The organism is Siccirubricoccus soli, from assembly GCF_024178315.1.
Classification (GTDB): Bacteria; Pseudomonadota; Alphaproteobacteria; order Acetobacterales; family Acetobacteraceae; genus Siccirubricoccus; species Siccirubricoccus soli.
On record NZ_JAMZIK010000103.1, the window covers coordinates 37,734 to 56,873 of the forward strand.

The window sequence follows — 19,140 nt, forward strand, 5'->3', positions numbered from 1 at the left end:
AAGGCCGTTCGATCGCCGGAGCGCCGCGGGGCGCGCCGGCGTTAGCCAACCGGCCCGACGCCAAAGGAAGGACGCCATGACGCATCCATTGACTTTCATCGGGATGATCGCGCATCGCCCGCAATCCGAAATCCACCCGCCCCGAGGTCCGGTGGTGGATGCCGACTACATTCAGCGCTTCGCCCTGGCGCATGAGGCGGCGGGCTTCGACCGCATCCTCGTCGCCTGGGGCAGCACCAGCCCGGATGCGCTGCTGGTGGCGCAGCACGCCGCCGCGGCCGCCAAGCGCATCGGCTTCATGGTGGCGCACCGCCCGGGCTTCATCGCGCCGACCCTGGCCGCCCGGCAATTCGCCACCTTCGACCAGCTCACCGCCGGCCGTGCCGCCATCCACGTCATCAGCGGCGGCAGCAGCACCGAGCAGCGCAAGGATGGCGACTACCTCGACCATACCGAGCGCTACGCCCGGTCCGAGGAATACGTCACGCTGCTGAAGCGGCTCTGGACCAGCGATAAGCCCTTCGACCATGAAGGCCGCCACTACCGCTTCGAGGGCGGCTTCGCCGAGGTGAAGCCGCTGCAGCAGCCGCATATCCCGGTCTTCTTCGGCGGCTCCTCCGACATCGCCATCGAGATCGCCGGCCGCATCGCCGATGTCTATGCCTTCTGGGGCGAGACGCTGGACCAGGCGCGGGAGACGGTGGCGCGGGTCCGCGCCAGCGTGGCGAAGGCCGGGCGGGATCCGCAGGCGATCCGCTTCAGCATGTCCTTCCGCCCGGTGCTGGCGGCGACGGAGGCGGATGCCTGGGCGCGCGCCAACCGCATCATCGAACGCATCCGCAGCCTGCGTGCCGACGCGGTGGGCAGCGGCGGGCCGAAGCCGGAGAGCATCGGCAGCAGGCGCCTGCTGGAAGCCGCCGCCGCCGGCCCGGTGCGCGACAAGCGCCTCTGGACCGAGGTGGCGGCGGCGGTCGGCGCCGGGGCCAACACCACCGCCCTGGTCGGCACGCCGGAGCAGGTGGCGGAGAGCCTGGCGGACTACCACGCCCTCGGCATCGACACCTTCCTGATCCGCGGCTTCGACCCGCTGGAGGATGCCGTGCAGTTCGGCGCGGAGCTGCTGCCCGCGACCCGCGCCGCCATCGCCGCCCGCGGCACCGTGCCTGCGGCCGCCGAATAAGGGAGAGAGCGATGCCCACCGATCGCCGCACCCTGCTGCGCGCCGCCGGCGCCGCCGCGCTGGCCGTTCCGGCCGGCGCCATGGCGCCGCGCGCCTTCGCCCCGGACCCGGAGGCGCTGCTGCGCGACCCCTCCGCCATCTGCCGCACCGCTGCCACGGCGGGCGGCGGCGCCTATGCCGCGCCGGGGCCGCGGCGCAAGCTGAAGCTCAGCTTCAACGCGAATTCCATCTGCACCGTGGGCGCCCTCGTCGCGCAGCAGCGCGGCTTCTTCGAGCGCAACAACCTGGATGTGGAGCTGGTGAATTTCGGCGGCTCCACCGACCAGCTGCTGGAAGCCATCGCCACCGGCAAGTCGGATGCCGGCATCGGCATGGCGCTGCGTTGGCTGAAGCCGCTGGAGCAGGGCTTCGACGTCCGCATCTCCACCGCCATCCATGGCGGCTGCATGCGGCTCTTCTCCCGCAAGGGCAGCGGCATCGAGAGCGTGGCCGATTTGCGCGGCAAGACGCTTGGCGTGACCGACATGGCGGCGCCGGACAAGAATTTCTTCGGCATCGTCGCCGCCAAGCTTGGCCTCGACCCGGAGACGGACATCACCTACCGCGTCTTCCCCGCCGACCTGCTGGGCGAGGCGCTGAAGCGCGGCGATGCGCAGGCCATCACCCTGGGCGACCCCATGGCCTGGATCCTGCGCGAGCGCGACGACCTGCATGAGATCGCCAACAACCTCAGCGGCGAATATGCGGACCGCGCCTGCTGCATCCTCGGCATCCGCGGCAGCCTGCTGCGGGAGGACCGCGCGGCGGCCCGCGCCGTGACCGGCGCGCTGCTGGAGACCCAGGACTGGGTCCATGCCAATCCGGAGGAGGCGGCGGCGATCTTCCTGCCCAATGCCCGCAACACCAATGCGGCGCAGCTCGCCGCCATGCTCCGCAGCCACACCCATGGCGACCATCCGCATGGCCATGTGCTGCACGGCCAGCTTGCCGCCTATATCGAGGAGCTGAAGCTGGTGAGGGTCATCCGGCCGAACACCAATGCGCAGCGCCTGGCCACCCGCATCTATGCCGATGTGCTGAGCGAGGCGCCGGCATGAGCGCAACCACCCTCGGCGCGGGGCTGCTGGCTCCCGCGCGCCCCGCCGCCCTCTGGCCCACCGGCTGGGCGGCCGGGCTCGCCTGGATCGGTGCCGCGGCGGCGATCTCCCTGCTGCCGGATGCCGACGACCTCGGCCGCACCCAAGAGCTGGCGGCGCTGGCCGCCGGCTTCGGCGGGGTGATCCTGCTCGCCGCCATCGGCGCCTCGCTGCCCGGCCTCGCGCCGCGGCTGGCGCGGCTGCGGCAGGCGGGACCCTGGCTCATCCTCCTCGCCCTGGCGCTGCTGGCCTGGGAGCTGGCGACGGCGAAATACGAGGTGCTGCCGCGCCCCTTCTTCGCCGCGCCGCAATCCATCCTGGAGGTCTTCACCGACGACTATGCGCGCCTCGGCGAGAGCGTCTGGCGCAGCCTGCTGCTGGTCGGGCCGGGCTATGCGCTGGGCGCCCTGGTCGGCTTCCTGTTCGGCGTCGCCATGGGCTGGTCCCGGCTGGTGGGCTATTGGGCGCATCCGGTGGTGCGGCTGATCGGGCCGCTGCCGGCCACGGCCTGGCTGCCGATTGCCTTCTTCGCCTTCACCTCCTCCCGCGGCGCCTCCACCTTCCTGATCGCGCTGGCCAGCTTCTTCCCCGTCACGGTGCTCACCTGGTCGGGCGTCTCCGCCGTCTCCAAGGCCTATTACGACGTGGCGCGCACCATGGGCGCCTCGCCCTGGTTCCTGGTGCGGAAGGTGGCGGTGCCGGCGGCCATGCCCTCGGTTTTCGTCGGGCTGTTCATGGGACTCGGCGCCTCCTTCTCCGTGCTCGTCGTGGCGGAGATGATGGGGGTGAAGGCCGGGCTCGGCTGGTACATGCAATGGGCCCAGGGCTGGGCCGCCTACGCCAACATGTATGCCGCGCTGCTGGTCATGGCGGCGATGTGCTCTGGCGCCGTCACCCTGCTGTTCCGGCTGCGGGACCGGCTGCTCTCCTGGCAGAAGGGGCTGGTGCGATGGTGAGCGGCGTGAACGGCGCAAGGCTCGAGGTGCGCGGCGTCAGCCACGCCTTCGCGCTGGAGAAGCGGAGCCTGCCGGTGCTGCAGGATATCGACCTGGTGGCGGAGCCGGGCGAGTTCGTCGCCCTGCTCGGCCCCTCCGGCTGCGGCAAGTCCACCCTGCTGCGGCTGGTGGCGGGGCTGGAGCCGCCGACGGAGGGGCAGCTCCTGGTGGATGGCGTGCCGATCACCGGCACCCATCCCAGCCGCACCATCATGTTCCAGGACCCGACGCTGTTCCCCTGGCGCACCGTGCGCGGCAATGCCCAGCTCGGGCCGGAGGCGCGCGGGACGCTGGCGGCGGACAGCAAGCGGATCGACGAGGCGCTGCGCCTCGTCGGCCTCGCCGGCTTCGCCGAGGCCTATCCGCATCAGCTCTCGGGCGGCATGGCGCAGCGCGCCTCGCTGGCCCGCTCGCTGGTGAATCAGCCGCGGATCCTGATGCTCGACGAGCCGCTCGGGAAGCTCGACAGCCTGACCCGGCTGGCGATGCAGCGGGAGCTGGTGGCGCTGTGGGAGCGGGAGCGCTTCACCGCCCTGCTGGTGACGCATGACGTGGAGGAGGCGCTGCTGCTGGCGGACCGCGTCCTCGTCCTCAGCGACCGCCCGGCCCGCATCCGGGCCGATATCCGGGTGGAGACCCCGCGGCCGCGGCGCCGCGACGATGCCGGGCTGGTGGCGCTGCGGGAGGAGATCCTGGCGCTGCTCGGCCTGGCGGAAGCTGCCTGAGAGGGAAACGATGCTCCTGGCATTTTCCTCCCCGCTCCTCGCCGCCCTCCAGGCGCTGCACGCGGCGCCGGAGGCGGCGATGAGCTGCCTCGGCATCGCCGCCGCGGCGCTCGGAATCACCCTGCAGGCCACCCTGCCGCCGCCGGCGGAGGACACGGTGGAGGCAACCATCCTCTCCGCCTTTGCCGCCATGTGAGCGGCAGCGGCGTTCTCCTCCTCGCCACGCCCTCCGGAGATGGCTGCGATGCGACCCTCGATCCCTGCCGGCCGCCGCGCTTTCCTCGCTGCGCCGGCGCTGCTTGCCCTGCCCGCCCGCGCCCAGGGGGTGCGGGAGCTGCTGAATGTCAGCTACGACCCGACGCGGGAGCTGTTCCGGGACTACAGCGCCCATTTCGTCCGGGAGTGGCAGGCGCAGCACCGGCAGACGGTGCGCGTGAACAACTCCCATGGCGGTTCCGGCCGCCAGGCGCGTTCGGTCATCGACGGGCTCGCCGCCGATGTCGTCACCCTCGCCCTGGCCTATGACGTGGACGCCATTGCCGAGCGCGGGCTGATCGCGAAGGACTGGATCACCCGCCTGCCGCAGAACAGCGCGCCCTACACCAGCACCATCGTCTTCCTGATCCGCAAGGGGAACCCGAAGGGGCTCAGGGACTGGCCGGACCTGGTGAAGCCCGGCGTCGCCATCATCACCCCCAACCCCAAGACCAGCGGCGGCGCGCGCTGGAACTACCTCGCCGCCTGGGCCTCGGCGAAGAAGCACGGGCAGGACCCGGAGGAGTTCCTCGGCCGGCTGTTCCGCCAGGTGCCAGTGCTGGATACCGGCGCCCGTGGCTCCACCACCAGCTTCGTCCAGCGCGGCCAGGGCGATGTGCTGCTGGCCTGGGAGAACGAGGCGCATCTCGCCCTGAAGGAATTCGGCGCGGGTCAGCTGGAGATCGTCTATCCGCCGCTCTCCATCCTGGCGGAACCTTCCGTCGCCGTGGTGGACGCCAATGCGGAGCGCCGCGGCACGCGTGACTTGGCGGAGGCCTATCTGCGCGGCCTCTACGCCCCGGCGGGGCAGGAGGTGGCGGTGAAGCATTTCTACCGCCCGCGCGACGAGGCGCTGCTGGCGAAGCACGCCCAGCGCTTCCCGCCGCTGGAGCTGGTGACGATCGACGGCGCCTTCGGCGGCTGGGCCGAGGCGCAGCGCACCCATTTCAGCGACGGGGGCGTGTTCGACCGCATCTACCGCCCGGGACGATGAGCGCGAGCCTCGCCCTGCCGCACCGGGCCCGGCGCTTGCGCGCCATACCGGGCTTCGGCCTTGCCTTCGGGATCGCGCTGTTCTGGCTTTCCGCCATCGTGCTGGTGCCGCTGCTGGCGCTGCTGCTGCGGCCCTTCGAGCTGGGGCTTGTCGGCCTCTGGGCCTCGCTGACCGAGCCGCGGGTGCTCGCCGCGCTCCGCCTTTCCTTCGGTGCGGCGCTGCTGGCGGCGGCGCTGGCCCTGCCGCTCGGCCTGCTGCTGGCCTGGGCGGTGGTGCGGCTGCGCTTCCCGGGCCGCGCCCTGCTGGATGCCGCCATAGATCTGCCCTTCGCCCTGCCCACCGCGGTCGCCGGCGTGGCGCTGACCGCGCTGCTCTCGCCCAATGGCTGGGTGGGCGCACCGCTGGCCGCGCTGTTCGGCTGGCGCATTGCCTTCACCCCCGCCGGCATCGTCGTTGCCCTGCTCTTCGTCGCCCTGCCCTTCATCGCCCGGACGGTGGAGCCGGTGCTCCGCGACCTGGGGCGGGAGGCGGAGGAGGCGGCGGCGACCCTCGGCGCCACGCGCTTCCAGACGCTGCGCCGCGTGGTGCTGCCGGCGCTGGCGCCCGCCCTGCTCACCGGCTTCGGCCTGGGCTTCGCCCGGGCGGTGGGCGAGTACGGCAGCGTCATCTTCATCGCCGGCAACATGCCGATGATCAGCGAGATCGCGCCGCTGCTCATCACCATCCGGCTGGAGCAATTCGACTATGCCGGCGCGGCGGCGATCGGCCTGGCCATGCTGCTGCTGGCCTTCGCCGTGCTGCTGGCGCTGAACCTGGCGCAGCGCGCGCTGCGGCGGGGGTGGGCATGAACGCGGCCGAGGACCCCCGCTGGCTCCGCGCCCTGGTGGCGGCGCTGGCGCTGCTGGTGGGGCTGCTGCTGCTGGCCCTGCCGCTGGCCGCCGTCTTCACCGAGGCGCTGCGCCGCGGCTGGGAGGTGGCGCTCGAGGCGATCCTCGAGCCCGACAGCCTGGCCGCCATCCGGCTGACCCTGCTCGTCGCCGCCATTTCGGTGCCGCTGAACACGGTGGGCGGCCTGGCCGCCGCCTGGTGCATCGCCAAGCACGACTTCCCTGGCAGGCGCCTGCTGGTCGTGCTGGTGGAGCTGCCCTTCTCCGTCTCGCCGGTCATCTCCGGCCTGGTCTTCGTGCTGATCTTCGGGCTGCAGGGCTGGCTCGGCCCCTGGCTGCAGGCGCGGCACATCCAGGTGATCTTCGCCCTGCCGGCCCTCGTCCTGGCGACGCTCTTCGTCACCTTCCCCTTCGTCGCCCGCACCGTGCTGCCGCTGATGCAGGAACAGGGCAGGGCGGAGGAGGAGGCGGCGGCGACGCTCGGCGCCGATGGCTGGCAGATCTTCCGCCGCGTCACCCTGCCCAATATCCGCTGGGCGCTGCTGGCCGGCGTGCTGCTCTGCAATGCGCGGGCGATGGGGGAATTCGGCGCGGTCTCGGTCGTCTCCGGCCATATCCGCGGCCAGACGAATACCATGCCGCTGCATGTCGAAATCCTCTACAATGAATATCAATTCGCCGGCGCCTTCGCGGTGGCGGCGCTGCTGGCGCTGCTCGGCCTCGTCACCCTCGCCGCCAAATCGGTGCTGGAACGCTGGTCCGGCCGGGCGGTGGGAGAGGCTGGATGAGCGTCATCGTCGAAGGCCTGGCGCGCCGCTTCGGCACCACCGCCGCGCTGGATGGCGTGAGCCTCGCGGTGCGGGAGGGCGAGTTCGTCGCCCTGCTCGGCCCCTCCGGCTCCGGCAAGACCACGTTGTTGCGCGTGCTGGCGGGGCTGGAGCCGCAGGAGGAAGGCCGCGTCGAGATCGCGGGGCAGGAGATGGCCGGCGTTCCGGCGCGGGAGCGCGGCATCGGCGTGGTGTTCCAGAACTACGCGCTGTTCCGCCACATGAACGTCTTCGACAACATCGCCTTCGGCCTCAGCGTGCTGCCCCGCGCCCGCCGCCCGCGCCGTGCCGAGATGGCGGAGCGGGTGCGGGAGCTGCTGCGGCTCACGCAGATTCCGGAGCTGGAGCGGCGCTGGCCGGACCAGCTTTCCGGCGGCGAGCGGCAGCGCGTGGCGCTGGCCCGGGCGCTGGCCATCCACCCGAAGCTGCTGCTGCTGGACGAGCCCTTCGGCGCGCTGGATGCGCTGGTGCGGCGGGAGGTGCGCCGCTGGCTGCGCGGGCTGCATGATCGCCTCGGCATCACCACCCTCCTCGTCACCCATGACCAGGAGGAGGCGATGGAGCTGGCGGACCGCGTGGCGGTGATGGAGCGCGGCCGCATCGCGCAATTCGATACGCCGGCCGCGCTGCTCGCCGGACCCACCACGCCCTTCGTTGCCGGCTTCGTGGGGGAGGCGGCGCGGCTGGAAGGGCGCGTGGCGGGCGGCGTGCTGCGCTTCGTCCAGCCAGGCCTGCCGCCGCTGGCGGTGGCGCTGCCGGATGGGCCGGCCAGCGCCTTCCTGCACCCCCGCGACGTGGTGGCCCACCCGGCGCCGGAGGGCCCGCTGATCCGGCTGGCGCGGGCCACGGCGGAGGGTACGGCGCGGCTGGTGGTGGAGCTGGCGGACGGCGCGACGCTGGACGCGGTGGCGGAGCCGCAAGGGGAATGGCCGCAGCGCCAAGCGGCCTGCCGGCTGGAGATCACCGGGGCGCAGGTCTTCGCGGCGAATGGCGCGCGGGGCGCGGCGGCGCCGTTGCGGCTGGCGGAGGTGCGGTAGGGCAGGGGCTCTGCCCCTGGCCCCGGACCCCCGTCTGAGTTTGCTGGTTCAACCTGCCGACTCACACCGGGGTCCGGGGGGTGGTCCCCCTCCCGGCGGAGGTGCAGGAGGCAGCGCCTCCTGCCGGGGGCTGGGGGGCAGAGCCCCCAACCTGCCTAGAGCATGCTGCGTTCGCTTGCGCTCACGCAGTATGCTCTAAGCCATTGTTTTGCCAGCATCTTCACGCGTTCTGATGATTCCATCTGAGCGCGATCTGCTCTAAGCCGTCTTCGCCGCCACCAGCCGCACCAGGTCGCCGACATTCTCCATCGCGTCCAGCTCCTTGGTCCGGAAGCTGATGCCGTAATGCGTCTCCACCGCCAGGATGATCTCGATCTGCTTGAAGGAGTCCCAGCCTTCTACATCGCCCGCCGCCAGCGTCGGCGTCAGTACGATGTCGTCACGCAAGAAGACGTCCCGGAAGATCCCGGTGAGGGTGTCGTAGATCTCGCTTTCCTCCGCCATCCTCACCCCTCCTCGATGCGCATGCAGCCCGGCGCGGCCGGCAGCTCCTCCAGCGCCAGGGCGAAGTGCAGCGCCTCGCCCTCCGCCGCCAACGGCGTGAAGCCCAGCTTCGGGTAATGGTCGCGCACCATGCCGTTCTTCGCCGTCGGCCGGTAGGTGCCGCGCAGCCGCCGGGCGCCCATCCGTCGCGCCTCCGCCGCCAGCACGGCAAGGCAGGCCTGCTCCACCTCCCGCCCCAGCACCCGGCAGCTCATCAGCCAGGTGTCGATCGCCATCTCGCCTTCCATGCCGAGCCGCCCGATCAGGATGGCGATGACGCCATTGTCCCCGAACCGGTCCAGCAGCCGGAATTGCAGGCCAAGCGCCTGCTTGTCCTGCATCACCGCCGCGGCCTCCGCCTCGGTATAGCGGCGCGTGGTCAGGTTGAACTGATTGGTCTTGTTGATGAGCTGGACGATGCGCGGCAGCCCCACCGCGTCGAAGCGCCGCCAGAGCAGGCGCATCTCCAGCTCCCGCAGATAGGCGGCGAGGTCAGTGGTGCTGGCCGCCAGCGCCGCGCGGGCCGCATTCCCGCGATACTGCGCGCCGCGCGCCCGGTCCTCGGCGGTGACCGCCACACCCTCGAAATAGCCGGCATCGGCCAGCGCCGCGGGGTAGAGCGCCGGCTCCTCCGGCAGCTCCGGCACCGCCACCATCGGCAGCTCCCGCCGCACCAGCGCCCGCTCGAAGGGGTTGTCGTCCAGCAGCACCAGGGCATCCAGGCCGATGTTCAGCGCCTGCGCGATGCGCCGGAGATTGGCCGGCTTGTCCTCCCAATTCGCCACGAAGCAGGCGATGTCGGCCTCCCGCAGCAGCATCTCGGGATGCTTGGCGAAGGGCTCAGCCGCCACCGCCGCGTCGTTCTTGGAGCAGACCGCCAGCAGCACGCCGCGCGCCGCCAGCGCCCTGGCATGGGCCTGCACGGTGAGGAAGGCCTCGCCCTCCGCGCTGCCCTGGCCGAGGCCGATGCCCGCCAGCCCGTCATCGCCGATGACGCCGCCCCAGAGCGTGTTGTCGAGGTCGAGCACCAGGCATTTCGCGGCAAGCCCCTGCCGTGCCGCCAGCAGCCGCGCTACGAGGTCGCCGTAGAAGGGCGCGGCGGGCGGCGCCACTTCCTGCTTCGCGCGGTGCCAGAGCGGGGCGCTGTGCCAGGCGGCCAGCCCGTCCCGCGCTGCCCGGCCGGCGAGGTCCAGCAGATCCACCCCCGCCGCCGCGGCGCGCGCCGGCAGCTCGGCATTCAGCCGGGCGAGGAAGGCGGCGGGCGCGCCGGGCAGCCGCGCCTCGTTGCTGCCGAGCAGCGTGGGGAAGACCGGTAGCGCCGTCTGTTGCAGCACCGGCCCGCGGCAGAGCGCAGCGGCACGGCGCCAGGCCTCCTCCAGCCGCCCGAGCAACGCCGCCAGCGCGGCCTCCGCCTGGTGCGCCTCCATCCCCGCCTCAGCGCCGGCGGCGAGATGATGCGCATCCAGCGCAAACAGCACCGCATCCGGGCGGAATGCGTGCAGGCCGGAGGCCGGGTCCAGCAGTTCCTGCCACCACTGCCCATAGGCCGTTTCGTAGAGCGTCAGGTGGATGCCCCGCCGCAGCGCCCCCACCCGGATCGCGGGGTGGAGCTGCGCCGTGGTGGAGGTGGAGAGCACCGCCAGCCGCACCGGCCGCGTCGCCAGCCCGGCCGGCGGACCCTCCGCGAAGAGTGCCCGCAGCGCCGCATCCAGCGCGTTGGTCGCCACGAAATCCAGCCGTGTCCGCGCCAGCGCCATGGCCGTGTCCCAGGCCGCGGCGGAGCCGGGCGGCAGCGCCCGCAGCGCCTTCAGCCGCTCGCGCCAGTCCGGCGCCTCGGGCAGCCAGTAAAGACTTGGTCCGGCCTGCATCCCTGGCCCCTGCCGCGCAGATCACGCCGGCGCGGAAGCCGGCGAGGTGAAACGGATGGCAGGCTAGCACAGGTAGCGGTTGGACGCGCCCCGCCGGTGCCCTGCCGCGGCTTTGCCGCGGCAGGCTGTGCGAGACTACGGGCGTAGAGCGCTTTCCGGGGCCCCCACAAGGCCGCGAAGCGGTGTCGTGGGGATCTACTCCGCCGCCCGCGCCTTCTTCTCCTTGCCCCAGCTCTTCAGCACCGGCAGCACTTCCTTGGCGAAGAGCTTCAGGCTGCGCTCGGAAACCGCGAAGGGCGTGCCGCCGAAGCGGAAGGAGACGTTCAGCTCGAAGTCGCCCAGCAGCTCCCGCCGCTTCTCCAAACCGCGCAGGATCTTGTCCGGCGTGCCCCAGCTCGCCGCCTGCATGAAGCCCTTGATGGCGCCTTCGAGGCCGCCCGCCTTGCGCGCCAGGTCGGCCTTCTGCTGGTAGGAATCATAGCCCTTCACCTGGGCGAAGTGGCTGCCGAGGAATTCGTAGTGATGGAAGTTGCTCTCGACGAACTTCCCCTGGTAGCGGGTGGCCTCCGCCTCGGCGCTCGCATTGTCCTCGCCGCAGATGACGAACTCCGTCATCATCAGGGTCGGCGGCTCCGTGCCGTGGTACTGGCGGTGCAGTTGCCGCCCGCGCTCGATCACCGGCAGCCGCATCTCCCAGGGCCGGTCGGCGAACATCACCATATGGGCGCCGAGCTTTGCCGCCGAGTTCACCGAATCCTCGCTCGAGGCCACGGCGTAGATCCGGCCGTCGAAGCTGTGCTGTGGCCGCGGCCGCAGCTCGATGCGCGGTTGCTTGTAGAACTTGCCATTGCCCTCGATGAAGCCGGTGCGCAGCGCGTTGATGATCATCGGCGCCGCCTCGTCGAAGCGTTCGCGCGACTCGTCCATGGACATGCGGAAGGCCTCGAATTCCCGCCGCGCCAGGCCGCGCCCCATGCCGAAGCGCAGCCGCCCGCTGGAAAGCAGGTCGAGCACCAGCGCATTCTCCGCCACGCGCAGCGGATCGTGCCAGGGGATGATGACGGCGGCGGTGCCCACATCGATATGTGGGTGCTTCGCCGCCAGATGCGTCATCAGGTGCAGGTTGTCGGGAACGAAGGAGTAGTCGTTGAAGTGATGCTCCGCCGACCACAGGCAGTCGAAGCCGAGATCGGCTGCCAGGGCGGCGAGCTTCAGCTCCTCCTCCCACACCCGGTTGTCGGGGCAGTCCTCCCAGCCATAGCTGGCGAAGACCATCATCATGCCGACATCCATGCGGATTTCCTTCCCTTCCCGTTGCCGGCCTCACTGCCGGCTTGGGGGAAAGGCTATGCCCCGGCTGCCATCAGGGCAACCGGGGGCCGGGCCGGCCGGCCGGGGGCCTGTATCAGGCCTCCATGGCGCCGTGCCGCCGCATCAGCGCCTCCATCCGCTTCGCATCCGCCCGCGGAACGTCCAGGCGCATGGTCACCCGGTCGTCATCCAGGTCGATGCTGGCGCAGCGGCGGTCGAGCGGGCCTTCCCGCACCGCCGCCTCCAGCGCCAGCTTCGCGGACTCGGATTCCGGAAAGCGCAGGCTGAGCGTGACGGCATCGGGGTTGGTCGGCGCCGCGCCATCGGGCATCATGCTCTCGGCCGGCACGGCGCGGCTGCCCTGGCCGGCATTGCCGCTCGGCGGATCGCTGGCCGGAAAGGTCTGGCGCACGGCCTCATCCTGAAGCCGGTCGCGATGGGTCTCGGACATGGTAGGCCCCCTTAAGGCTGTTGTCCTGGCAACGCAGTGTCCGGGCAGGGAGTTCACCACTATCCTTTCCCGGGTCGGCCCGGAACGGGACCGAGGAGGGCCTGGCGGCGATGGCGGAGCTGCAGTTCCTGGTGGAGCTGGCGGGAGAGGCGGCCCTCCTGCTCTGGGGTCTGCACATGGTGCAGAGCGGCGTGCAGCGCGCCTTCGGGGACCGGCTGCGGCGCTGGCTTGGCATTGCCCTCGGCGGCACGCGGCGGGCCTTCCTGGCCGGGCTCGGCGTCACCGCGCTGCTGCAAAGCAGTACGGCGACGGCCATGCTGCTCGGCTCCTTCGCTGCTGCCGGCGCCGTCACCTTGGTGCCGGCGCTCGCGGCGCTGCTCGGGGCCAATCTCGGCACGGCGCTGATCGTGCAGCTCCTCTCCTTCAACGTGGTCGCCGTCTTCCCGGCGCTGGTGCTGGCGGGGGTGATCGCCTTCCGCCGCGGCAGCGCCAGCCGGGTGCGGGATCTCGGCCGGGTGGCGATCGGCCTCGGCCTCGTGCTGCTCGCCCTGCACCTCATGCTGCAAAGCCTGGCGCCGGTGGAGGCCTCGCCGGGGCTGAAGGCGGTGCTGGCCGTGATGGCCGACCGGCCGCTGCCCAACCTGCTGCTGGCCACGCTGCTCGCCTGGGCGGCGCATTCCAGCATCGCCGGGCTGCTGGTCATCGCCTCGCTGGCCGGCAGCGGCGTGCTGGGGGTGGAGGCCTCGCTCGCCATGGTGCTCGGCGCCAATCTCGGCAGCGCGCTGAACCCGGTGCTGGAAGCCGGCGGCGACCCGGCGGACCGGGCGCGGCTGCACCTGCCGCTCGGCAACCTGCTGAACCGGCTGGCGGGCTGCCTGATCGGCCTCGCCCTGCTGCCCTGGGCGGCCGAGGCGCTGGCGGCGCTGGACCCCGCCCCGGCGCGGCTGGTGGCCAATGCGCATCTCGTCTTCAATCTGGCGATGGCGCTGCTGGCCTGGCCGCTGCTGCGGCCGCTGGCCGCCCTGCTCCAACGCCTGCTGCCGGAACGCCCGGCGCAGGACGAGGCGGCGCCGCGCTACCTGGAGGAAGCGGCGCTGGCCCGGCCCGGCCTCGCCCTGGCCAATGCGGCGCGGGAGATCCTGCGCATGGCGGATGCGCTGGAGGCGATGCTGCGCGGCTCCGCTGCCGCCTTCGCCGGCACCGAGCGCGACGCCGCCCGCGCCGTGGGGCGGATGGATGATGCGGTGGATGCGCTGCACCGCGCGGTGCACGATTATCTCGGCCGCATCGACCGCATGGCGCTGGAGCCGGGCGAGGCGGCGCGGCTGGAGGAGCTGCAGGCCTTCGCCATCGCCATCGAGCACGCGGCGGATGTGGTGGCGCGGGACCTGACCCAGCATGCGGCGAAGCGGCTGCGCCGCGGCCTCGACCTCTCGCCGGAGGAGCTGGCCGACCTCGCCGCCCTGCATGAGGCGGTGCGGGAGCAGCTTCACCTGGCCGTGGCGGTGCTGCTGCATGGCGATGCGGCGGCGGCCAAGCGCCTGGTGCGAGGGAAGGAGGCGCTGCGCGGCGCGGAGCGGGAGGCGGTGCGCCGCCTGACCGAGGCCGGGGGCGGCGCCGCGGCCGGGCTGCTGCTGGATGCGGTGCGCGACCTGCGCCGCGTGGGTGGCCACCTGGCCGCCGCCGCCTACCCGCTGCTGGAACGGCGGGGCGAGCTGCTGCCGAGCCGGCTGGTGCCGGAGCTGGCGGGGGAGGAGCGGTAAGCCTACCCCGTCACCCAGCCGCTGCGCAGCGCCTGCGCCCAGGCGGGGCTGTCATTCGCCTCCGCCCGCCGCGCCGCCGCTTCCCAGTCATAGGCCAGGGCACGGAACTCGCAGCCGAGCAGCGCGCCATCCGGCCCCAGCTCCAGCAGCGCATAGCGGGCCGCCGGGCTGCCGGTCTCCGAGACATGCGGCTCGGCCGCCATTGGGTCGGCATAGGCGGGGCAGCCGACGCTGCCGGGGTTCACCACCGCCCGCCCATCCGGCAGATGCACCAGCCGCGGCTGGTGGCTATGGGCGCAGAGCACCAGCCTCTCCCCGGTCGCCGGCCCCAGCCGCGCCGCGATCGCCGCCGCCGGCGCCAGAGCCAGCCGCCCCGCCGCCACCTCTTCCAGCAGATAGGCGTTGTCGTCCGCCGGGCAGGCATGGAAGGCCAGCACCCCCGGCAGCGGCCGCAGCAGCGGCGGGAGCGCCCTCAGCCAGTCCTGCTGCGCCGCGCTGGTCTCCGCCCGCGCATAGCGGTCCGAGGGCAGGCGCTCCGCCAACGCCGCATCCGCCACCCAGCGGTCGTGGTTGCCGCGGAGCGTCGGCATGCCTGTGGCCATCAGCGCGGCGCAGCTTTCCGCCGGCCAGAGCGGGCCGGAGATGCAGTCGCCGAGATTGACCATGGCCCCGGCGCCGGCCGCCTTCACATCCGCCAGCACCGCCTCCAGCGCGGGGACATTGCCATGCACATCCGCCAGAACCGCAAGCCTGGTCATGTCTCGCTTCCTCCTACCCTCCCGCCGCCGATCCGGGTGATGGCGATGACCGAGGGCCTGGGCGGCATCCCCTCCACGAAATCCGGCCAGCGGGTGGAGGGCTGCTCGAAGCTGCTCCCCGCACCTTCTCCCGGATGCTGGATGGACAGGAAGAGGGTAGTATCGTCCGGCGTGAAGCAGGGGCCGCAGACCTCGGCGCCGACCGGCGCCTGGTAGAAGCAGCGCGTCAGCGCCCGGCCCGCGCCGGCGGTATCCGCGGCATAGAGCCCGTCGGCGATGCCCGCCGCGTCATCCGCGCCATCGGTCGCGATCCAGATGCGGCCCTTGCTGTCGAAGGCGCAATTGTCGGGGCAGGAGAGCCAGCCCTCCTGGCTCGTCGCCCGGTGATACTGCGTGCCGGGATCGACGCCGGGCTTGCCGGCGGCGAGGAAGATGCCCCAGTGCGCCTCCGCCGCCGCATGGTCCACCGCCGCCGTGCCGGCGCCGGGCGGGATGATCTCCACCACATGCCCATGCGTGTTGCGCGGCCGCGGATTGGCGGGGGCCGCCTGCTCCGCCGTGCGGCGGGTGTTGTTGGTCAGCATCACATAGACGCGGCCATTGGCCCGGTTGGTCTCCACATCCTCCGGCCGGTCCATCGGCGTCGCGCCCAGCAGGTCGGCGGCCCGCCGTGCCTCGATCACCACATCGGCCTGGCTGTGGAAGCCATTCTCCGGCGTCAGCTTGCCCTCGCCCTGCACCAGGCGCAGCCAGCGCAGCGTGCCATCCGCCGCGAACTGCGCGACATGCAGCACGCCATCATCCAGCAGGTCGCGGTTCGCCGCCGCATCGTCCGGCACGAAGGGGCGGCTGGTGACGAATTTGTAGAGGTATTCGAAGCGTTCGTCGTCGCCCATGTAGAAGGCCACGCGGCCATCCGGGCAGAGCGCATGGGTGCAGCCCTCATGCTTCAGCCGGCCGAGCGCGGTGCGCTTCACCGGCACGCTCTGCGGGTCGTAGGGGTCGAACTCCACCACCCAGCCGAAGCGGTTCGGCTCGTTCGGCTCGCGGTCCAGGTCGAAGCGCGCCTCGTGCCGCGGCCAGGAATAGACGGCCTCCCGGCCGATGCCGTAGCGCTTGTAATGCGCCGCCTGCGGACCGGTCTCCGCCGCCGCGCCGCCGAAATAGTAGTTCGTGTTCTCCTCGCAGGTCAGCACCGTGCCCCAGGGCGTGTTGCCGCCGGCGCAGTTGTTGAGCATGCCGAGCACCTGGCGGCCTGCGGGGTCGGCACTCGTCCGCATCCGCGCATGGCCGGCGGCCGGGCCGCTGAGGCGGATGGGCGTGGTGGCGGTGATGCGGCGGTTGTAGCGGCTGTCCTTCACATAGGACCAGTCGGCGCCCTCGCGCCGCACCTCCACCACGCTGCCGCCATGCGCCGCCATCTCGATCCGCGCCTGCTCGGCGGAGACACGCTGCCGCCGGGCACCGTCGCTGCCCTCGCCAAGCGCCGGGAACATCTGCGCCGCGCCGGTATATTCATGGTTCACCACCAGCAGCCCGTGGTCGCTGGCGCGGCTGCCGCGGGGTAGGGGGAAGAAATCCAGATAGTCGTTGTTATAGCCGAATTGCCGCGCCTGGGCCTCGGCGCTCTGGCGCCGCGGGTCGAAATCCGGGGCGTCGGCCAGGATCGGGTCGCCCCAGCGCAGCACCACCTGGATGCGGTGCCCCTCCGCCACCGCATCGCCCTGCGCAAGCTGGTGCCGCAATTCGGGAAAGGTGAGGGTGGAGGGTCCGGCCTCCGGGCTGTTGCCGGAGGAATGCGCCACCGGCGCCGCCGCATTGCCCTGCGCCGTGCCGGCCAGCAGCGCCGCGGCGCCGGCGAGCAGCGTGCCGCGGCGGGACAGCCGCGCCGCGATCAGCGCGCCGATCGGGGTGCCGGGCGCCGGGTTGCTGCGGCCGAGATCCTCCAGCGCCTCGGGGTCGTCGATCGGCATGCTCCGCCTCCTGCTCAAGCGGCGGCACGCTACACCTGCGCCGGGGCGGCGTGTATTACGGCAGGATGACGGCGAGCCGAGTTTACCAGCCCGGCGCCAGCGCGGCCTGGCCGCCGATCGGGCCGGTGCGGCTGTCGAGCCGCCCTTCGGCGTAGCGCCAGGTGGTGGCCACCGGCCCGGCCCGGTAGCGCGGCAGGGTTACCAGCAGGGCGCCGTCGCGCAGCTCCACCCGCGGCTCCGCACTGCAGGTGCCGAAGGCGGGGGAGAGACGCGGCCGCGCCCCGCCGAGGTCGATGATCCGGAATTCCGCGGCGCAGGCATAGCTGCCGGTGTTGATGCGCAGCAGGGCGAAGCGGGCCGGGCCCTCGGCATACTGGCCGATGAGATCGATCCCGCGCGCGCTCGCCTCGCTGTGCAGCAGGGTGCCGTTCACCAGCACGCGAAAGGGGCCCTGCGCCGCCCCCACCACCTCCACCCGCGGTGGCGAGTCCGCCAGGGCCGGGCCGGCCAGCGCGGCCCAGAGCAGTGCAGCCATCACGAGCATGCGCACGGCGCCATCCCCTTATCCGGTGCGGCGAGTTCCTCTTCACCTAGGTGACGCCCGGAAGGGTAACCAAGGGCTTAACCCTGCCCTCAGGGAAACCGCGCAGCCGGCCGCTTCCTGGCGGCCGGCGCCCGCCTCAGCGCAGCAGCAGGAAGGCGAGCATCACCGCGCCCAGCACGATGCGGTACCAGCCGAAGGGGGTGAAGCCGATGCGGGTAATGGCCGAGAGCACCCAGCGCACCGTCACGAGCGCGACGAGGAAGGCGGCGACGAACCCCACCGCGATCTGCCCCAGCCCGTCCACCGAGAGCTCGCTCCGCACCTTCAGCAGGGAATAGGCGCTGGCCGCCAGCATGGTGGGGATGGCCAGCACGAAGCTGAACTCCGCCGCCGTCCGCCGGTCCACGCCCAGCAGCAGGGCGGTGATGATGGTGGCGCCGGAGCGGGAGGTGCCCGGGATCATCGCCAGCGCCTGGCCGAAGCCCACCAGCAGCGCCGTCAGCGGCCCGATCTCCGGCACGGAATGGATGTTCGGCGCCGGCCGCAGCCGCTCGATCAGGATGATCGCCACGCCGCCGATGATGAGGGCGCAGGAGACCACCCAGGGGCTGAACAGCACTTCCGTGATCGTCTTGTGCAGGGTCGCGCCGATCAGCATGGCCGGCAGGAAGGCCAGCGCCAGGTTGACCACGTAGTAGCGCTCCCGCCCCGGCTGCCAGAAGCGCAGCAGGAGGTTCAGCAGGGTGTCCCGGAACACCACCACCACGGCGAGGATGGCGCCGAGCTGGATGGAGATCTCGAAGACCTTCCCGGGCGGTCCCTGGAAGCCGATCAGCTCCCCGAGGAGGATGAGGTGGCCGGTGGAGGAGATGGGCAGGAATTCGGTCAGCCCCTCCAGCACCCCCATGGCGAGGGCGGAGAGCAGATCGGCGAAGGACATGCGGCGTTCTGGCTCCGATGCGCGCGAAGCCTATACAGGCGCCCGCCTGCAGCCGCGAGTGCCGGTCTGGCGGGCGCGCAGCTTCGGCCACGCCCCCGCCAGACTCATGGTTTCCAAAGGCCTTTCGGCCTTTGGCGGGGAGAGTTTGAGAGGGGCAGAGCCCCTCTCAGCGTGTCTGGGCGGCCGCCGGGAACGCAAAATTGTCGAAGCTGCTCTCCGCCACCCGGAACCACTGGTATTCCTCGTCCCGGTAGGCGCGGTAGGCGTTCCAGATCTTCTTGAACCGCTCGTTCCGGCCGGACATCTCCTCGTACAGCCCGTGCGCCTCGCGCCAGGCCGCCTGCATGATGTCCCGCGGCCAGAACCGGAGCTGCGCGCCTGCCGCCACCAGCCGCCGCAGCGCCTGCGGGTTCAGGTGGTCGTAGCGCGCCAGCATCTCGCCATTCGCTTCATTGGCGGCGACTTCCAGCGCCGCCTTGTAGCTGGCCGGCAGCGCCTCGAAGCTGCGCTGGTTGAGCAGCAGGTGCAGATGCGCCCCCGGCTCCCAGAAGCCCGGCGCGTAGTAGTTCCGCGCGACGCGGACGAAGCCGAGCTTCTCGTCGTCATAGGGGCCGACGAATTCCACCGCGTCCAGCGTCCCACGCTCCAGCGAGGGGTAGATGTCCGAGGCGGCGATCTGGGTCGGCACCGCGCCGAGCTTGCGGAAGATCTCGCCGGCCAGGCCGGCGATGCGGAATTTCAGCCCTTTCAGCTCGTCCAGGCTCTTGATTTCGTTGCGGAACCAGCCGCCCATCTGGGCGCCGGTGTCGCCCGCCGGGAAGCCGACGATGCCGTAGTCGCGGAACAGCTCCGCCGCCAGCTCGTTGCCGCCGCCATATTGCAGCCAGGCCAGGTTCTGCCGGGCGTTCAGCCCGAAGGGCAGGGCGGTGAAGAAGGCGAAGGAGGGGTCCTTG

The 19,140-nt window shown here is 71.9% G+C and carries 19 protein-coding genes; 10 read left to right on the plus strand and 9 right to left on the minus strand.

Annotated elements, in window-relative coordinates:
- The first annotated feature begins 76 nt into the window (after window positions 1-76).
- From NJ376_RS16640 to NJ376_RS16680, 9 genes are read left to right on the plus strand one after another with little or no spacing between them, the layout of a single operon-like run.
- On the plus strand, window positions 77-1,180 hold the full coding sequence (locus tag NJ376_RS16640; protein WP_252954406.1) for an LLM class flavin-dependent oxidoreductase: 1,104 nt from the start codon (window positions 77-79) through the stop codon (window positions 1,178-1,180).
- Between the two features lie 11 nt (window positions 1,181-1,191).
- Window positions 1,192-2,277 (plus strand): ABC transporter substrate-binding protein, encoded by a 1,086-nt coding sequence (locus NJ376_RS16645; protein ID WP_252954407.1) that lies wholly within the window; start codon window positions 1,192-1,194, stop codon window positions 2,275-2,277.
- Complete coding sequence (locus tag NJ376_RS16650; RefSeq protein ID WP_252954408.1) at window positions 2,274-3,272, plus strand: ABC transporter permease; 999 nt, start codon at window positions 2,274-2,276, stop codon at window positions 3,270-3,272. The genes NJ376_RS16645 and NJ376_RS16650 overlap by 4 nt, the downstream gene beginning before the upstream one ends.
- Window positions 3,266-4,036, plus strand: coding sequence for an ABC transporter ATP-binding protein (locus tag NJ376_RS16655; protein WP_252954409.1), 771 nt, complete (start codon window positions 3,266-3,268; stop codon window positions 4,034-4,036). The genes NJ376_RS16650 and NJ376_RS16655 overlap by 7 nt, the downstream gene beginning before the upstream one ends.
- 10 nt (window positions 4,037-4,046) lie before the next feature.
- Window positions 4,047-4,232, plus strand: a complete 186-nt coding sequence (locus NJ376_RS16660) for a hypothetical protein (RefSeq protein WP_252954410.1) — start codon at window positions 4,047-4,049, stop codon at window positions 4,230-4,232.
- A gap of 48 nt (window positions 4,233-4,280) precedes the next feature.
- Window positions 4,281-5,285: a sulfate ABC transporter substrate-binding protein gene (locus NJ376_RS16665; RefSeq protein ID WP_252954411.1), complete on the plus strand. Its 1,005-nt coding sequence runs from the start codon at window positions 4,281-4,283 to the stop codon at window positions 5,283-5,285.
- Window positions 5,282-6,133 carry a sulfate ABC transporter permease subunit CysT gene (gene cysT, locus NJ376_RS16670; RefSeq protein ID WP_252954412.1) on the plus strand — a complete coding sequence of 284 codons (852 nt, stop codon included), beginning with the start codon at window positions 5,282-5,284 and terminating at the stop codon, window positions 6,131-6,133. The genes NJ376_RS16665 and cysT overlap by 4 nt, the downstream gene beginning before the upstream one ends.
- Window positions 6,130-6,960 carry a sulfate ABC transporter permease subunit CysW gene (gene cysW / locus NJ376_RS16675; protein WP_252954413.1) on the plus strand — a complete coding sequence of 277 codons (831 nt, stop codon included), beginning with the start codon at window positions 6,130-6,132 and terminating at the stop codon, window positions 6,958-6,960. The genes cysT and cysW overlap by 4 nt, the downstream gene beginning before the upstream one ends.
- Window positions 6,957-8,036, plus strand: a complete 1,080-nt coding sequence (locus NJ376_RS16680) for a sulfate/molybdate ABC transporter ATP-binding protein (RefSeq protein ID WP_252954414.1) — start codon at window positions 6,957-6,959, stop codon at window positions 8,034-8,036. Before cysW ends, NJ376_RS16680 begins: the two co-directional genes overlap by 4 nt.
- Window positions 8,037-8,294: 258 nt before the next feature.
- Here NJ376_RS16680 and NJ376_RS16685 read toward each other — a convergent pair whose 3' ends face one another.
- From NJ376_RS16685 to NJ376_RS16700, 4 genes are all read right to left on the minus strand, one after another.
- Window positions 8,295-8,540, minus strand: a complete 246-nt coding sequence (locus NJ376_RS16685) for an acyl carrier protein (RefSeq protein WP_252954415.1) — start codon at window positions 8,538-8,540, stop codon at window positions 8,295-8,297.
- Window positions 8,541-8,542: 2 nt separating this feature from the next.
- Window positions 8,543-10,447: an HAD-IIIC family phosphatase gene (locus NJ376_RS16690; protein WP_252954416.1), complete on the minus strand. Its 1,905-nt coding sequence runs from the start codon at window positions 10,445-10,447 to the stop codon at window positions 8,543-8,545.
- 195 nt (window positions 10,448-10,642) lie between these two features.
- Window positions 10,643-11,740, minus strand: coding sequence for an LLM class flavin-dependent oxidoreductase (locus tag NJ376_RS16695; protein WP_252954417.1), 1,098 nt, complete (start codon window positions 11,738-11,740; stop codon window positions 10,643-10,645).
- A 112-nt stretch (window positions 11,741-11,852) separates the two neighbouring features.
- On the minus strand, window positions 11,853-12,209 hold the full coding sequence (locus NJ376_RS16700) for a hypothetical protein (RefSeq protein ID WP_252954418.1): 357 nt from the start codon (window positions 12,207-12,209) through the stop codon (window positions 11,853-11,855).
- Between the two features lie 110 nt (window positions 12,210-12,319).
- On the opposite strand from NJ376_RS16700, the gene NJ376_RS16705 reads away from it, so the two are divergent.
- Complete coding sequence (locus NJ376_RS16705) at window positions 12,320-13,972, plus strand: Na/Pi cotransporter family protein (RefSeq protein ID WP_252954419.1); 1,653 nt, start codon at window positions 12,320-12,322, stop codon at window positions 13,970-13,972.
- Window positions 13,973-13,974: 2 nt separating this feature from the next.
- On the opposite strand, the gene NJ376_RS16710 is transcribed toward NJ376_RS16705, so the two are convergent.
- The 5 genes from NJ376_RS16710 to NJ376_RS16730 all read right to left on the minus strand — a co-directional run.
- Window positions 13,975-14,730 (minus strand): metallophosphoesterase family protein, encoded by a 756-nt coding sequence (locus NJ376_RS16710; RefSeq protein WP_252954420.1) that lies wholly within the window; start codon window positions 14,728-14,730, stop codon window positions 13,975-13,977.
- Window positions 14,727-16,703, minus strand: coding sequence for a PhoX family protein (locus NJ376_RS16715; protein ID WP_252954421.1), 1,977 nt, complete (start codon window positions 16,701-16,703; stop codon window positions 14,727-14,729). The genes NJ376_RS16710 and NJ376_RS16715 overlap by 4 nt, the downstream gene beginning before the upstream one ends.
- An 82-nt stretch (window positions 16,704-16,785) precedes the next feature.
- Entirely contained in the window at window positions 16,786-17,253 is a 468-nt protein-coding gene (locus NJ376_RS16720; protein WP_252954422.1) for a hypothetical protein, read from the minus strand.
- Window positions 17,254-17,383: 130 nt separating this feature from the next.
- Complete coding sequence (locus tag NJ376_RS16725) at window positions 17,384-18,187, minus strand: undecaprenyl-diphosphate phosphatase (RefSeq protein ID WP_252954423.1); 804 nt, start codon at window positions 18,185-18,187, stop codon at window positions 17,384-17,386.
- A gap of 166 nt (window positions 18,188-18,353) precedes the next feature.
- A partial coding sequence (locus tag NJ376_RS16730) for a TRAP transporter substrate-binding protein (RefSeq protein WP_252954424.1) occupies window positions 18,354-19,140 on the minus strand: 787 nt, incomplete at its 5' end.

Excerpts from the sequence above, each read along its gene's own strand:
- NJ376_RS16660 (WP_252954410.1), top strand. The coding sequence starts at position 4,047 with ATGCTCCTGGCATTTTCCTCCCCGCTCCTCGCCGCCCTCCAGGCGCTG.
- NJ376_RS16710 (WP_252954420.1), bottom strand. The coding sequence starts at position 14,730 with ATGACCAGGCTTGCGGTTCTGGCGGATGTGCATGGCAATGTCCCCGCG.
- NJ376_RS16665 (WP_252954411.1), top strand. The coding sequence starts at position 4,281 with ATGCGACCCTCGATCCCTGCCGGCCGCCGCGCTTTCCTCGCTGCGCCG.
- NJ376_RS16725 (WP_252954423.1), bottom strand. The coding sequence starts at position 18,187 with ATGTCCTTCGCCGATCTGCTCTCCGCCCTCGCCATGGGGGTGCTGGAG.
- NJ376_RS16680 (WP_252954414.1), top strand. The coding sequence starts at position 6,957 with ATGAGCGTCATCGTCGAAGGCCTGGCGCGCCGCTTCGGCACCACCGCC.
- NJ376_RS16690 (WP_252954416.1), bottom strand. The coding sequence starts at position 10,447 with ATGCAGGCCGGACCAAGTCTTTACTGGCTGCCCGAGGCGCCGGACTGG.
- NJ376_RS16695 (WP_252954417.1), bottom strand. The coding sequence starts at position 11,740 with ATGGATGTCGGCATGATGATGGTCTTCGCCAGCTATGGCTGGGAGGAC.
- NJ376_RS16655 (WP_252954409.1), top strand. The coding sequence starts at position 3,266 with ATGGTGAGCGGCGTGAACGGCGCAAGGCTCGAGGTGCGCGGCGTCAGC.
- NJ376_RS16650 (WP_252954408.1), top strand. The coding sequence starts at position 2,274 with ATGAGCGCAACCACCCTCGGCGCGGGGCTGCTGGCTCCCGCGCGCCCC.
- NJ376_RS16640 (WP_252954406.1), top strand. The coding sequence starts at position 77 with ATGACGCATCCATTGACTTTCATCGGGATGATCGCGCATCGCCCGCAA.
- cysT (WP_252954412.1), top strand. The coding sequence starts at position 5,282 with ATGAGCGCGAGCCTCGCCCTGCCGCACCGGGCCCGGCGCTTGCGCGCC.
- NJ376_RS16700 (WP_252954418.1), bottom strand. The coding sequence starts at position 12,209 with ATGTCCGAGACCCATCGCGACCGGCTTCAGGATGAGGCCGTGCGCCAG.
- cysW (WP_252954413.1), top strand. The coding sequence starts at position 6,130 with ATGAACGCGGCCGAGGACCCCCGCTGGCTCCGCGCCCTGGTGGCGGCG.
- NJ376_RS16645 (WP_252954407.1), top strand. The coding sequence starts at position 1,192 with ATGCCCACCGATCGCCGCACCCTGCTGCGCGCCGCCGGCGCCGCCGCG.
- NJ376_RS16685 (WP_252954415.1), bottom strand. The coding sequence starts at position 8,540 with ATGGCGGAGGAAAGCGAGATCTACGACACCCTCACCGGGATCTTCCGG.
- NJ376_RS16705 (WP_252954419.1), top strand. The coding sequence starts at position 12,320 with ATGGCGGAGCTGCAGTTCCTGGTGGAGCTGGCGGGAGAGGCGGCCCTC.
- NJ376_RS16715 (WP_252954421.1), bottom strand. The coding sequence starts at position 16,703 with ATGCCGATCGACGACCCCGAGGCGCTGGAGGATCTCGGCCGCAGCAAC.